Origin of the sequence: Planktothrix sp. (assembly GCF_046067725.1) — a bacterium.
In the GTDB taxonomy this organism is placed as follows: Bacteria; Cyanobacteriota; Cyanobacteriia; order Cyanobacteriales; family Microcoleaceae; genus Planktothrix.
Genome location: NZ_JBJUDF010000282.1, coordinates 1 through 14,210, shown reverse-complemented (window position 1 = coordinate 14,210; position 14,210 = coordinate 1). Strand labels below are relative to the sequence as shown.

The 14,210-nt window shown below is 38.4% G+C and carries 13 protein-coding genes; 11 read left to right on the top strand and 2 right to left on the bottom strand.

Annotated elements, in window-relative coordinates:
* Positions 1 to 470 precede the first annotated feature (470 nt).
* The 10 genes from ACKPEB_RS17705 to ACKPEB_RS17660 all read left to right on the top strand — a co-directional run bounded on the left by ACKPEB_RS17705 (position 471) and on the right by ACKPEB_RS17660 (position 10,698).
* A complete protein-coding gene (locus ACKPEB_RS17705) occupies positions 471 to 1,571 on the top strand; it encodes an ABC transporter ATP-binding protein (RefSeq protein WP_408966283.1) in 1,101 nt (366 codons plus the stop codon).
* Positions 1,572 to 1,576: 5 nt separating this feature from the next.
* Positions 1,577 to 2,377, top strand: coding sequence for an ABC transporter permease (locus tag ACKPEB_RS17700; RefSeq protein ID WP_408966284.1), 801 nt, complete (start codon positions 1,577 to 1,579; stop codon positions 2,375 to 2,377).
* Between the two features lie 61 nt (positions 2,378 to 2,438).
* A complete protein-coding gene (locus ACKPEB_RS17695; protein ID WP_408966282.1) occupies positions 2,439 to 4,064 on the top strand; it encodes a GldG family protein in 1,626 nt (541 codons plus the stop codon).
* A 106-nt stretch (positions 4,065 to 4,170) separates the two neighbouring features.
* Positions 4,171 to 4,830, top strand: a complete 660-nt coding sequence (locus tag ACKPEB_RS17690; RefSeq protein WP_408966281.1) for a DUF4340 domain-containing protein — start codon at positions 4,171 to 4,173, stop codon at positions 4,828 to 4,830.
* A gap of 164 nt (positions 4,831 to 4,994) precedes the next feature.
* Positions 4,995 to 5,444, top strand: coding sequence for a CVNH domain-containing protein (locus ACKPEB_RS17685; protein WP_408966280.1), 450 nt, complete (start codon positions 4,995 to 4,997; stop codon positions 5,442 to 5,444).
* Between the two features lie 245 nt (positions 5,445 to 5,689).
* On the top strand, positions 5,690 to 6,745 hold the full coding sequence (locus tag ACKPEB_RS17680) for a DUF2891 domain-containing protein (protein WP_408966279.1): 1,056 nt from the start codon (positions 5,690 to 5,692) through the stop codon (positions 6,743 to 6,745).
* 145 nt (positions 6,746 to 6,890) lie between these two features.
* Positions 6,891 to 7,907 carry a galactose-1-phosphate uridylyltransferase gene (gene galT / locus ACKPEB_RS17675; RefSeq protein WP_408966278.1) on the top strand — a complete coding sequence of 339 codons (1,017 nt, stop codon included), beginning with the start codon at positions 6,891 to 6,893 and terminating at the stop codon, positions 7,905 to 7,907.
* A gap of 233 nt (positions 7,908 to 8,140) precedes the next feature.
* A complete protein-coding gene (locus ACKPEB_RS17670) occupies positions 8,141 to 8,359 on the top strand; it encodes a hypothetical protein (protein WP_408966277.1) in 219 nt (72 codons plus the stop codon).
* Between the two features lie 316 nt (positions 8,360 to 8,675).
* Complete coding sequence (gene ahcY / locus ACKPEB_RS17665) at positions 8,676 to 9,953, top strand: adenosylhomocysteinase (protein WP_408966276.1); 1,278 nt, start codon at positions 8,676 to 8,678, stop codon at positions 9,951 to 9,953.
* A 136-nt stretch (positions 9,954 to 10,089) separates the two neighbouring features.
* Positions 10,090 to 10,698, top strand: a complete 609-nt coding sequence (locus ACKPEB_RS17660) for a DedA family protein (RefSeq protein ID WP_408966275.1) — start codon at positions 10,090 to 10,092, stop codon at positions 10,696 to 10,698.
* A 255-nt stretch (positions 10,699 to 10,953) separates the two neighbouring features.
* On the opposite strand, the gene murJ is transcribed toward ACKPEB_RS17660, so the two are convergent.
* Complete coding sequence (gene murJ, locus ACKPEB_RS17655) at positions 10,954 to 12,567, bottom strand: murein biosynthesis integral membrane protein MurJ (protein WP_408966274.1); 1,614 nt, start codon at positions 12,565 to 12,567, stop codon at positions 10,954 to 10,956.
* A gap of 72 nt (positions 12,568 to 12,639) precedes the next feature.
* Here murJ and sfsA point away from each other — a divergent pair, with 72 nt between their 5' ends.
* Positions 12,640 to 13,380 (top strand): DNA/RNA nuclease SfsA, encoded by a 741-nt coding sequence (sfsA, locus tag ACKPEB_RS17650; protein WP_408966273.1) that lies wholly within the window; start codon positions 12,640 to 12,642, stop codon positions 13,378 to 13,380.
* Here sfsA and ACKPEB_RS17645 read toward each other — a convergent pair.
* Positions 13,377 to 14,210 (bottom strand): sulfate/molybdate ABC transporter ATP-binding protein (locus ACKPEB_RS17645; protein ID WP_408966272.1); only part of this gene is annotated, 834 nt, incomplete at its 5' end. The two genes, sfsA and ACKPEB_RS17645, sit on opposite strands and share 4 nt — an antisense overlap.

The window sequence follows — 14,210 nt, the reverse complement described above, 5'->3', positions numbered from 1 at the left end:
TAAAGACGAGATTACAGAATGTGCTAACTTGGCTTTCAAACTCTTAAGTTGTCCAGGTTCGGCGTGCCGTCTTTGTTTTTCGACACTCTTATTAATCTAGCAGCCTTTTTCGGCTGTGTCAACCCCATTGGCAAAAATTTTCTATTTGCTATAGCTATCAATCTACAAATTAAACATAACTTTTGATTATGTAACCGTCAAAAGGCTTCTGATGCTGGGATTTGAACCTCGATAGCTCTGTTACGGATTCTTATATATACAGTCGGGTTATGAGTCTTTCTATGTGAGTGGCAAGGCTGTTGCTATACGTGAGTTGATGATGTGGTTATTTGATCTTGAGTCATGCTTGTCCCTGCTAGATTCCCAAAACCCAAAACTCAAGACTCAAGACTCAAGACTCAACACCCAATTTCTGTGTTTGAGGATGGCTATTTCAAGTTAAAGTAAGAGACGTCGCGCTATCGGTCAGTATGATTGAAGTCGAGAAGTTGTGTAAAACCTACGGGTCTACTGTGGCGCTGCGGGATGTTTCCTTTGCGGTAGAACCTGGGGCAATTTTAGGATTTTTAGGGCCTAATGGGGCGGGTAAAACAACCACCCTGCGAATTTTATCAGCCTATCTTCCAGCGACGAGTGGAACAGCGAGAATAGCTGGTTTTGATGTCCATGAACAATCAATGGATGTGCGGCAACGAATTGGATATTTACCGGAAAATCCTCCTTTATATCCTGATATGACGGTTGAAGGGTATTTGCATTTTGTCGCACAGATTAAACGAGTTTCCGCAGGTGATCGTAAAACTAATGTAGAAACCGCGATGGCAAAATGTGGGTTATTAGAACGACGAAAATCTTTGGTTCGGAAATTATCAAAAGGCTACCGTCAACGGGTGGGAATTGCTCAAGCTATTGTTCATGATCCACCTGTAATTGTATTAGATGAACCAACGGTCGGACTTGATCCTAGACAAATTATTGAAGTTCGCAATTTAATTAAAAGTTTAGCGGGAAGCCATACGATTATTTTATCAACCCATATTTTACCAGAAGTTAGTATGACCTGTAGCCAAGTTGCGATTATTAATCGAGGTCAAATTGTGGCTACGGGTACACCTGAAACTCTTATGGAGCAGTTAACTGGGGGGTCTGGATATGAAGTGGAAGTTGAAGGAAAAATCACGCCTGAAAAATTAGTCACCTTAAACCAGATATCTGGGGTGAAAACGGTTGATAAAATCAACATCTCGGAGAAAACCCGTCGAGAGCGGTTAAAGTTGAGTTGTGAACCCGATGAAGAACCTGCACCTGAAATTTTAGCGAGTTTATTCGCTTTAGATTTAAAAGTTTATGAACTGCGACGAACTCGTGCCAGTTTAGAAGATGTATTTTTAGAGTTGACGACTCAAAATCCAACTCAAAAGACAGAAGCGGTACTAGAAACAAACTCAGAAATCTTCATGGATACTGAAGCCGAGGAAGACATGACTGTAGAACCCGAAAATGCAGAATCTGAAACAGTAGAAAATTCAGACTCTCAACCTGAAAATCAAAAATTAGATGTAGAAAATTAATTATGATGTTAGTTGTTGTGAACAATATTCTGGCAATTTATCGTAAGGAGTTACAGGGGTATTTTGCCTCTCCTTTAGCCTATGCTATTGCCGGTGTGTTTTGGCTGATTACCGGATACTTTTTTATTGCGATTTTATTAGGGCCAGATGGATTAATTCAACAAGTTGCTTATCGAGATCAAATGGGAATAACTGACCCTCCCATTGATTTACCCTACGAATTTTTACAAGTGTATTTACGCTTGATTGGAACCTTATCTTTATTTGTTTTACCAATGTTATCGATGGGATTATATGCAGAGGAACGCAAGCGGGGAACTTTAGAACTTTTAGCGACTTCTCCTGTAACAAATTGGGCGGTTGCTACAGGAAAATTATTAGGGGTACTGACTTTTTACGTCACGATGATTTTACCATTAATGGCATTAGAAGCTTTAGCATTGAGTGTTTCTAATCCTCCGCTTTCTCCTGAAGTTTTTCTATTAGCTCATTTAGGATTAATTTTATTTGCAGCAGGAGTTTTATCCTTGGGTATGTTTATTTCTTGTTTAACCGATAGTACAATTTTATCGGCGGTATTTACCTTTGCCTTAATTTTATTTCTATGGGTGATAGACTTAATTGGAAGCAGTGTAGGAGGAGTGTTAGGAGAAGCATTAAAACATTTGTCTTTGATTTCCAGTTACACTAACTTTATTCGAGGTATTGTTGACAGTAGTAGTATGATTTTGTTGGCCAGCTATATTATTGTTGGAATATTTCTAACGGCCCAATTTATTGATGCGTTACGCTTCCAGCGCAGCTAATAACCAATTAAGTTTCAGCGATAAATCTATCCAATTGTTTAAATTTACCTCTGATTAATGTATGAAAAAAAAACAATTTAAAATCAATAGTAAGTTGATTCAAGCTCTATTTTGGCTTGGTTCTTGTTTAATCGTGATGGGTTTATCGGCGGGTGTAGTCATAGGAAATTGGGAACCGATTTCCTTAATTTTAATGATTACAGGGGTCGTAATTTTAGGCTTATGGTTATTGTTCAAAGCCTATTTTAAATCTCAGGATCAATCTCAAACCCCCTACTGGAATCGCCGTTCTACTCAAGCCGGAACCAATGCTTTAGCGTCTACCCTTTCGGTGTTAGTGATTTTAGGATTAATTAATTTTGTTGCGATTAGGAATAACTTTCGACTAGATTTAACTGAAAACCAACAATTTACCTTATCTCCCCAAACCCAAACCTTAATTAAAAGTTTCAAACAACCTGTTAAGGTTTGGGTTTTTGATCGAGGAGAAAATCCTCAAACTCAAGAATTATTAGTCAGCTATGAACGCATCGGGGGCAAAAATTTTCAATATGAATTTGTAGACCCCCAAGCTAAACCCGGACTCGCTCAACAATTTGGCGTACAAGAATTTGGAGAAATTTATTTAGAATTAGGAGAAAAACGACAACGGGTTAGAAAAGAGGCGTTAGAACCCTTAACAGAAATTAAACTCACGAATAACCTGGAACAATTAGTCAGTAACCGAACTCCTAAAGTTTATTTTTTACAAGGTCATGGTGAACGAGCTTTAACCGAAGGACAAGGCGCTTTATCAGAAGCATTAAATAGTTTAAAAGAAAAGAATTTTATTGCAGAACCGTTAAATTTAGCAGAAAAAACAGCCGTTCCAACAGATGCGGATGTGATTGTTGTTGCGAGTCCTCAACGGAAATTATTTGAAGGTGAAGTCAAAGCATTAGAAACGTATTTAGACCAAGAAGGTTCTATTCTATTAATGTTAGACCCACAAACTAATCATGGTTTAGATAATTTATTAGAAAAATGGGGAATTAAAATTGATACTCGTCTCGCCATTGATGGGTCAGGAAGTGGCCGTTTAGTGGGGTTAGGGCCAACGGTTCCGATTGTGCGAGAATATGGTCAACATCCGATTACACAGGATTTTGGGAATGGAATTTCTATTTATCCTTACGCGAGTCCTGTAGAAAGTCGCACCATCGATGGAATTACAGAAAGTCCGTTAGTGTGGACAAATGATCAAACTTGGGCGGAAAGTGATCTCAAAAGTCCCGAACTTCAGTTTAACCCAGGAGTTGACCGACAAGGCCCCCTTTCCCTGGGAGTCGCCTTGAGTCGGACTGAGGAAAAAGCAGAAGATTCAACTAATCAACCCTCACCTAGTCCAACCCCTAACCTCGAACCTTCTCCAGAAAAATCGGAAGCTCGGTTAGTGGTGTTTGGAAATTCACAATTTGCAACTAACGGTTGGTTTGGTCAACAACTCAATGGAGATGTGTTTCTAAATTCAGTGAGTTGGTTAAGCAAGTCTGACCAAGAAACCCTCTCTATTCGTCCTAAATTACCCACCAGTCGCCGCATTGCGATTACCCCACAATTAGGACGAACGCTCAGTTGGTTAGGGTTGGTTATTTTACCGTTATTTGGCTTTGGAATGGCTGTATTTTTGTGGTGGAAAAGACGGTAAATCTAGGTGTAGAAACCGGGTTTTTGTACAAATCTAACTTGATATTATTCAACTAACGCAAGAAACCCGCTTTCTGGTTGAAATGTAGTTTAAGACTGAATAGGTTATGAAATTTCAACGTTCAACTTTAATTTTAATGACTTTAGCCCTGGGTTTAGCAGGGTTTGTTTATGTGTTTGAAATTCGAGTGAAAACACAGCAGGAAGAAATCCAAGCAAAAGAACAAAAAATATTTTCCTTTGGCAAGGATGAAATTCAATCCTTTACGGTTACAACTTCTAAACAAGCCATAACAGTAGAACGAGTTACGAATGCTGAAGAGTTAAAAAAATCTCCTTGGAAAATAACAGCCCCGATACAATTTTTAGCTAATCCGGCTTCGGTGGATTATTTATTAATGGAGTTATTGAAAAATCAAAGCATTCCCTCTGATCCCAATTCGGGAATTCAAAAATTAACGGTTTCTCCAGACCAAATCAAGGATTATGGGTTAGATCTGGTAACAGATACAATAGTGATTAAACTGAAGAATAATACAACTTATCAATTACGCTTAGGGAAAAAGGATTTTCAAGGTGAGTCTTTATATGCTCAAATTGAAACTCCTCAACCTGCTGCTAAAGAGATGACGGTTTTAGTCATTTCTGATGATATTTTATCAGCGATTAATCGACCCTTGGAGGAGTGGAAACTTCCCCCCGAACCTCCTAAAGTACCTCAACCCAATCCCACACCCAATCCGACACCATCAGCAACCCCTAAATAACAAATTTGTGCTGCATTTTTGCTACAAAATCTTTGACCTAATGCTGGTAGCACCCTGACAATTGGTTTCTCCTGGGTACTTCACGTGATAGGGAGAAATTTATGGTAGCGATCGCTGATCTTCTTGTAAACTCAGAGAAGATGTTGATTTTTTAGAGGAAAAGTATGAAGATTTTATCTTTGTGGGTCAAAGTAATCATTACCTTTGTCTTGGCTGTTGTTCTAGGCTTCAATGTATGGGGGGGTCAGGCATGGGCAATGGGTGAATTTAGCAATACCTGTACAGATATTAGTGTTTCAAGTGGTATAGATATGGAAAGCTTAGGAAAAGCCATTCTCTCCGCAAAATGTGAAAAATTGAACGGTTCTTATCAACAAACAACGCTGGAACTAAATCCATATCTTGAAAATAATCGCCAAGGAATTCTATCTTGGAAACAAGAAAATTTAGGACAGCAAGGATTAATCAATTGTTACGACTTGACAGTATCTGATCAGGGGGTACTTCAGGGGATGTGTTTCAATTTATCCAAAAAAATGAGTTCAGATGTGGAAACATCGATTAACTTGAATGAACATATTGCCAATATTAATGGCAGCCTCAAATATGAATAAGGTCACACAGTTTCCCTAAATTTTGTGTCTGTTTAGCCTTAACTTTCATTTTCAGTTGGGGGTTAAGGTTAAGAAGGATTGCCACTTTTAAAGATTAAGAGCAATGACTGAAAGTGTCCGTAAATATACGGATGTAGGGTTAAGTAAGTTTAATATTTATTAATTACTATTGCAATTGAGTCAAATCTCCAATATAACTGATATTTAATATCATATTTATGAGTTAAAATTCTATTCTCAAACCCGTGAATTTAGAACCTCAAACCTTTCCCTTAACAGTTGCTAATCGCTTTGCTAAATTTGGCTTGCAATGTACTATTCAAGAATATCCTCATGTTCAGTATTATTGGTTAGAAAGTCCTGCCGATTTAATTCCTCATCGAAAACTTAATCCTGCTTTTTATGGGTGTTTAGATTGGCATTCGGCGGTTCATAATCATTGGATGTTAACGCGGTTAATTCGGTATTTTCCAGAGGCAGAATTTGTTACCCCAGCTAGAGAAATTTTAACTCAAAACCTAACCCCTGAAAATCTTAAAGTTGAAGCTGAATTTTTAAAATCTCAACCGAGATTTGAATGTCCCTATGGATTAGCGTGGTTTTTACAATTAATGGCAGAACTCACCGAATGGGAAGACGAACAAGCACAACTTTTATTAGAGTATTTATCTCCAGTAGAAACCGTTGTTATTAAGAATTTGCAAAATTGGCTCCTGAGCTTAAATTATCCTAATCGGACAGGATTACATAATCAAACGGCATTTGCATTAGGATTAATGTTAGATTGGGCAACGATTACTGCTGATTACAAGATTTTAGATGAAGTTGAAGATAAAGCTCAAAAATTCTATTCCAAAGATTACAATTATTGCTTACATTATGAACCCTTGGGTTATGATTTTCTCTCCCCTGGTTTAGCAGAAGCTGATTTAATGCGAAGGGTATTACCCTGTGCTGAATTTTCCGAATGGTTAACTGTTTTTTTACCTAAACTTCCCCAAGAATTGAAAACGGACTGGTTACATCCCGTTCTCCTAGATCATCCTGAAGATTACGGACAATCCCATTTTGATGGGTTAAACTTGAGTCGGGCATGGATGTTAGATGGGGTCATCTCAGGTTTATCTCCAGGGGATAACCGAATTCCTGCCTTAGAAGCTGTGGCAAATCTTCATCGCCAAGTGGGTTTAAATCCTTTATCAGGAAATTCCTATGGGGGACGTCATTGGTTAGGAAGTTTTGCTGTTTATCTAGGAACAAAACGAGGACTAACTTTGCCCAATTCAAGGTTTAAAGGTTGAGCATTAAGCGTTGAGTTTTAACACTTCAACAAGCTCAATGTCAGCTGTTAATCAACAACAAACTTTACCCTTGTTTTTCCAAACTTCTGACTTCTGACTTCTGACTGCTGTGATGATTCTACCTTAGCCATCAACTTTCTATCCTATGACTGAACTCAGACAAAATTTAATTACCAGAGATTGGGTAATTATTGCCACAGAACGTGCTAAACGACCCGATGAATTTTCTAAGTCTAAAACGTCATTAAACCCTATTCCTCATTATCGTTCTAACTGCCCTTTTTGTGCTGGAAATGAACCCTTAACTGGGGGTCGAGAATTGTTACGATTATCGGATGATTTAGATTGGCGAGTTCGGGTTGTTGCGAATAAATATCCGGCTTTATCCCCAGAAGGGGAAAGAATTCGAGAAACTGATGGTATTTTTAGAGCGTTATCAGGGTTTGGATTTCATGAAGTCGTGATTGAACATCCGCGTCATGATTTAACAATGGGGTTAATGGAAATTAACGATTTAGCTAATATTATTCGGGTTTATCGCAAACGCTATAAAGATATTCGCCTAGATTCTCGTGTGGAAACCATTATTATCTTTAAAAATCATGGTCGAGGTGCAGGAACTTCTTTAGAACATCCTCACTCACAAATTGCGGCAATTCCTTTAGTTCCCTATCAATGGAGAGATCGTGCACGGGAAGCGATTCGCTATTATGATGATACGGGAGAATGTATTTTTTGCCGAACTTTAGCAGAGGAATTACAAGCCCAAGAACGCATTATTTTTGCTAGTGAACATTTTGTTGCATTTATTCCTTATGCCGCCCTTTCACCTTTTCATACTTGGATTTTTCCTCGTCGTCATGCTTCTTCCTTTGATGAAATTACCGAAGTGGAAATCTTAGATTTAGCAAAAACGTTAAAAAATGTACTTGCCAAACTTTACTATGGGTTAAATAATCCTGATTATAACTATACCATTCGTTCAATTCCAACCGCAGAACAACGCACGGATTATTCCCATTGGTATATTGCTTTAATTCCTAGAGTTTCTTTATCCGCCGGGTTTGAATTAGGCAGTGGAATGTATATTAATACGGCTTTACCGGAAGAAAGTGCTGAGTTCTTACGTTCGGTTGAGATTCCGCAATCTCCTACTTCATAAAAATCTTAGATTTTTTATCTTTGAAATGCAGTGTTTATCCATTTTAAGTTGAAATATAACTCCATAATAAGACAAAAAATATTATATATTTTGTATGTATTTAGATAGAAATTAATTTTTCTCTGATCATAAAAAACTTTTTAAAGGGTATTATATAATTATAAAAACATTTTAAAATGTCTATTATACTCATAACAATATTCTTAAATCATCTCACAAAGAGGGAGGTTGCTATGACTCATCCAGTGAATTTCTCCTATAAAAATTACGAAATTCTTCAAAAACTTACCTGTGATTTTCTTCTCCATCCCTACAACAAAAACCTCATGTTTTGTCAAACTTGTGGAGTAAATGAATATGATATTCGAGACATTGTAGAAAAAACCGTTACCCCTAAACAGAAATCTACTGAAGATTCATTTTGGCTGTTGATGGGAGTCATTTTAGTATGATTAATTGGATGAATTCGGGTGGCGAGTCAACCTAAAACCATTGATACGAATCTGAATCCTTCAGCCCCCATCGAGCAAAGTCGCTTATCGTCAGTTGAATGAGTAACGGTCGCAGGAATTATTGAAATCAATCAGGTTTTTGGAGCACCTCTAGCCGAATGACAACTTTCACGCTAGGCTTGAGGTTAATAAATTGCAACAATTGTGCGAATTCTGACGAGGAACCCTCCGTTGCATAGGGACGTCAGCAACAGGGTGCTCAAGTTTAGCATCCTTTTGAAACTGGAAACGATTTGTCTGTCTAGGAAACAACTACATGACTGCAACAACCGTCCGTACAAACTACGAAATTAAAGACCCCTCCCTCGCGCCGAAAGGCAAACAACGCATTGAATGGGCAGGACGTGAAATGCCCGTGCTGCGCCTCATTCAAGAACGATTTGCCCAAGAAAAACCCTTTGCAGGTCTGCGGTTAGCTGCCTGTTGCCACGTGACAACAGAAACCGCCCATTTAGCCATTGCTTTAAAATTGGGTGGCGCCGATGCGGTGTTAATTGCCAGTAACCCTCTGTCTACTCAAGATGATGTTGCAGCAAGTTTAGTTGTTGACTACGGAATTCCGGTTTTTGCCATTAAAGGGGAAGATGCCGAAACCTATACTCGTCACGTCCAGAAAGCTTTAGATCATCGTCCTAATATTATTATTGATGATGGTAGCGATGTAGTGGCGACCTTAATTCAAGAACGTCAAGATCAAATTAAAGATATTATTGGCACAACGGAAGAAACCACCACCGGAATTGTCCGTTTAAAAGCCATGTTGAGAGATGGGGTGTTAACCTTCCCCGCCATGAACGTGAATGATGCCGATACCAAGCATTTCTTTGATAACCGTTATGGTACAGGTCAATCCACATTAGATGGAATTATCCGCGCTACTAATATTTTATTAGCAGGTAAAACCATTGTGGTTGCAGGTTACGGTTGGTGTGGAAAAGGTACCGCACTGCGGGCACGGGGTTTAGGTGCTAACGTGATTGTAACGGAAATTGACTCGGTTCGCGCCATTGAAGCCGTGATGGATGGCTTCCGCGTTATGCCGATGGAAGAAGCCGCACCTTTGGGCGATATTTTTATTACCGTTACAGGCAATAAGCACGTCATTCGCGGTGAACATTTTGACGTCATGAAAGATGGCGCAATGGTGTGTAATTCCGGTCACTTTGATATTGAAATTGACCTGAAAACCTTAGCGTCTAAATCAACCGAAATTAAAGAAGTTCGTAACTTCACCCAAGAATATAAACTCAACACAGGTAAATCTGTTGTTGTGTTAGGAGAAGGTCGTTTAATTAACTTAGCCGCCGCCGAAGGACATCCGAGTGCAGTGATGGATATGAGTTTTGCGAACCAAGCTTTAGCTTGTGAATATTTAGTCAAAAATCAAGGCAAATTAGAAGCCGGTATTCATTCCATCCCGACGAATGTTGACCAAGAAATTGCTCGTTTGAAACTCGTAGCAATGGGCATTCAAATTGATAGCCTCACCGCCGAACAAATTGAGTATATCAACTCTTGGACATCGGGAACATAAATTAAGTTTAGATTGAGATAGGTTTTACCCCAGAAACCGGGTTTCTAAATTGTTTAGGAAATGAAATCAAATTTTTTCCTTCAGAAACCCGGTTTCTCAGTTTCTATTTTTAGCCACTTCATTTTAAAAAAAGATTATGACTGAATGGATTACAAATACAATGGCTTCCCTGGGGTATTTGGGAATTGGCTTATTAATGTTTTTAGAAAATCTGTTTCCCCCCATTCCGTCTGAGTTAATTATGCCCTTAGCCGGTTATACAGTTTCCCAAGGAAAAATGGAACTGTTACCTGCTATTTTAGCGGGAATTATCGGAACAATCTTAGGGGCATTTCCTTGGTATTATGCGGGTCAATTCTTTGGAGAAGAACGCTTAAGACAGTTAGCAGATAAATATGGAAAATGGATTACAGTATCGGGTGCAGATATCGATAAAGCGAATAATTGGTTTACTCGATATGGCGGTAGGGCCGTTTTTTTATGTCGTTTAGTTCCTGGGGTTAGAACGATTATTTCCTTACCTGCGGGACTTAATGATATGCCGTTAATTCCCTTTATTATTTATTCTACCATAGGCACTGCCCTTTGGGTGAGTTTCTTAACAGGCGCAGGCTATTTGTTAGGTGACCATTATGATTTAGTTGATGAATATTTAGGGCCTGTTTCTAAAATTGTGTTATTAAGTTTAATCATTTGGTTTGGACTGTGGATTTTGCGTAGAAATATGAGAAAAAATGCAGAATAGTTAACAGGAATTCCAGAAACCGGGTTTCTTACTTTTATCTCAGAGATAATATCAAAATTACGAGAGAAACCGGGTTTCTAACAGTTACTTGCGGGTTCCAGAAACCGGGTTTCTTACTTTTATCTCAGAGATAACATCAAAATTACGAGAGAAACCGGGTTTCTAACAGTTAGTTGCGGGTTCCAGAAACCGGGTTTCTTACTTTTATCTCAGAGATAATATCAAAATTCCTACAGAAACCCGGTTTCTTAATCTCTACCTTTGAAACTTCTGGCGGAGTCGAGACACTAATAAATCCACTTCGGGTAATCTTAGAAATAGAATTAAGATTGAAAAAACAACGATTCCGACAAGACCCGGAAGCACTAATTCTATTAATAATACCCAAAAGTCATTACTACTAATTAACAATCTTAACCCTTGTAAGGTTCCCCAACTCACGACCCCAGAAATAACACTAATAATGGTTAATCCCAAAAATGGTACACTCCATTCGCGCCAAGGTAAACCATTTAATCTAATATGTAAGAGCCATAAAAACATCACCATTGAGACAATATTAACGCCAACCGTTGCTAACACTAAACCGGGTGCACCCCAAAATTTAACTAAAATAAAATCTAATAACCCATTTAAGAAAATATTAAAAATACTAACTTTAAACGGCGTGTCTCCATCTCCTAACCCATAGAAAACTCGGACTAATACATCTCGTCCTAAATAAAAGAACATCCCCACCGAATAAGCCATTAAAACCGAGGCGACAAACTCAGAAGCTTCTAAATTAAACGCATACCGTTCATAAACAACTCGCACCGTCGGTAAAGCTAAAGCAACCATTAATGTACTTAAGGGTAACATCGTAATTGCGGTTAAAATTAACGACTGACGAATGCGGTCTTTTAATTCTGGCCAATTCTCAGGATCTCTCAAACGAGCAAAAAGCGGTAAAAACGGAACCAAAATCATATTAGAAATGATTCCCAAGGGAGTTTGGACTAATAACCCAGAATAGCCCATAGCTGATGCAGCTTGGGGAATATAAGAGGCAAAAAATAAATCTGTATAAACATTAATTTGCAACATTCCTGATGATAATGTAGCGGGTAACATGACTTTCATCACCTCTTCTAAACCCGGAATTTTAAAATTAAATCGGAGTCGTAACGTTCCTAAGCCGGATTTCCACATCGCCGGAACTTGAATTAACCATTGTAAAACGGCTCCTGCTAAAGTTGACCACGCTAAAACTTCTCCCCCTAAAACCATATATTTAGGACTATCAACATCATCTCCTAAAATTCCAATTAACACCCCTAATCCTAAAATTAAAGCCGCACTCGAAAATAACGGACTAATAGACGGCAACCAATACATATCCGCCGCATTTAACGTGCCAAATCCAATCCCAATTAACCCCGCAAATAACGCCATCGGAGCCATAATTTTTAACTGTTCAATGGCAATATTTCGAGTGGCGATTCCTTCGGGTGTTAAGGTTAAACCGGGAGCCATTAAATCAATTAATGGAGTGGCAAAAATGACTAATCCTACCGTAACAATTAATAAAATAATTCCAACTAATGTAGAAACCGTCTCTACTAAAGCTTCAGCTTCTTTGCGGTCTCGATTTGCTAACGCACTAATAATTGCACTATGAAACGGCCCATTAATTCCCCCTAATAATATTAATAAAAATCCAGGGATAACATAAGCATAATTATAAGCATCAATGGCTGGCCCCACACCAAAAGCCGCCGCCATTACTTGTTGACGAACTAAGCCAAAGACTTTACTAATGAGGGTGGCAACTGCAACAATGGTGGCAATTCCGACTAACGAACGAGAGCGTTTTGGTTCTTCTGACACGAAACATTCACAGGAGTTAAAATGCAAACCTTAGTTTAATCGGGAATTGACCAATTTTCAAACAAGTTCATCATGGATTCTTATTTGTATCCCTATCCCTCCCTTGAGTCTGGGGTTTTGTTGAAACGCTATAAACGATTTTTAGCCGATATTGAGTTAACCTCTGGGGAGGTCATCACCGCCCATTGTCCCAACACAGGGCCCATGACCGGGGTTTGCATCCCAGGAAACTTGGTGATGGTGTCTCACAACGCCGGGAAAACTCGCAAATATCCCTACACTTGGGAGTTAATTCAGTTAACTTCGGAGGTTGACCCCCTGACTCAGCCATTAACTTGGGTGGGAATTAATACCGCTTTACCCAATAAAGTCATCCATTTAGCTTTACAAGAACAGTTATTTCCCGAATTAGGAAATTATAGCGAAATTAAGAAAGAAGTTCCCTATGGAATCGAGTTAAAAAGTCGGGTGGATTTTGTTTTAAAAGGGGAAGATAAACCGATTTATTTAGAAGTGAAAAACACCACTTGGTGTCAAGGTGAAATTGCTTTATTTCCTGATACCGTAACAGAACGAGGTCAAAAACATTTAAAGGAATTAATCGAAATTGTGAAACAAGGCGCTCGCGCGGTAATGTTATATTTTATTAATCGTGGAGATTGTACCCAATTTGCACCCGGAGATATCGCTGACCCGGTTTATGGTCAACTCTTGAGAATAGCAATTTCAGAAGGGGTAGAAATCCTCCCTTGTCGGTTTGAAGTCACGCCAGAAGGAATTCAATATTTGGGGTTAGCTGAATTATCATTTTAAGGTTTCATTAACATTAAATGGTTAGGTGCTAACTGAATCAACCAAGGAAAAGAACGGGTTTTGAGATGTTGCCATTTTTCTTTATAAACTTCTGCTTGAAGATGATAATGGTCAGAAGTATTAGAGCCTATATCTAAACTTAAAAAAAGTGTCACTCGATGTTGGGTTTCACTTTTTTTAACTAACCAACAGGGAAAGGTATTTTTATCTTGGGAAGTTTCAGGGAAACTAAGGTGATGGGCACGAATTCCAATATAGGTCAATTCAGGAGAAATGGGTTCTATCATGTTTAAGGAACATCCCCAGTCTAACGCTTCAAGGGTTTGGGAATTAATCATTTTTATCCTAGAAATATTTTTACATTCTGTTAATTGAGCAACAGTATAATTAGGCGGATGTTCAAAAATATCTTCCTTCCGACCGAATGCTAGAGTTTGTCCCTGAGACATCACTAAAATATGATCACAAACTCGATAAATTTCTTCAAGTTTATGGGTAACAAATAAGGTAATTCCATGATAGTTAGATAACACTTCAATTAACAGTTGTTCAATTTGACTGCGTAAATAGTTATCTAAAGCGGAAAGAGGTTCATCGAGTAATAATATTTCAGGATTAATTGCTAAGGCGCGAGCTAAAGCAACCCGTTGTTGTTGTCCGCCTGATAATTGATGAGGATAGTGTTTTTTTAATCCTTTTAAGTGCATTAAATCTAAATAATAATTAATGCGTTGATTACGTTCTTCTTGAGATAAATATTGCAAACCGAACCCAATATTATCGGCAACGTTAAGATGGGGAAATAAAGCATAATTTTGAAACACAAAACC

What these genes read in the sequence shown, in the direction of transcription:
- ACKPEB_RS17705 (WP_408966283.1), top strand. Translation starts at nt 471, where the DNA reads ATGATTGAAGTCGAGAAGTTGTGTAAAACCTACGGGTCTACTGTGGCG.
- ACKPEB_RS17700 (WP_408966284.1), top strand. Translation starts at nt 1,577, where the DNA reads ATGTTAGTTGTTGTGAACAATATTCTGGCAATTTATCGTAAGGAGTTA.
- ACKPEB_RS17695 (WP_408966282.1), top strand. Translation starts at nt 2,439, where the DNA reads ATGAAAAAAAAACAATTTAAAATCAATAGTAAGTTGATTCAAGCTCTA.
- ACKPEB_RS17690 (WP_408966281.1), top strand. Translation starts at nt 4,171, where the DNA reads ATGAAATTTCAACGTTCAACTTTAATTTTAATGACTTTAGCCCTGGGT.
- ACKPEB_RS17685 (WP_408966280.1), top strand. Translation starts at nt 4,995, where the DNA reads ATGAAGATTTTATCTTTGTGGGTCAAAGTAATCATTACCTTTGTCTTG.
- galT (WP_408966278.1), top strand. Translation starts at nt 6,891, where the DNA reads ATGACTGAACTCAGACAAAATTTAATTACCAGAGATTGGGTAATTATT.
- ACKPEB_RS17670 (WP_408966277.1), top strand. Translation starts at nt 8,141, where the DNA reads ATGACTCATCCAGTGAATTTCTCCTATAAAAATTACGAAATTCTTCAA.
- ahcY (WP_408966276.1), top strand. Translation starts at nt 8,676, where the DNA reads ATGACTGCAACAACCGTCCGTACAAACTACGAAATTAAAGACCCCTCC.
- ACKPEB_RS17660 (WP_408966275.1), top strand. Translation starts at nt 10,090, where the DNA reads ATGACTGAATGGATTACAAATACAATGGCTTCCCTGGGGTATTTGGGA.
- sfsA (WP_408966273.1), top strand. Translation starts at nt 12,640, where the DNA reads ATGGATTCTTATTTGTATCCCTATCCCTCCCTTGAGTCTGGGGTTTTG.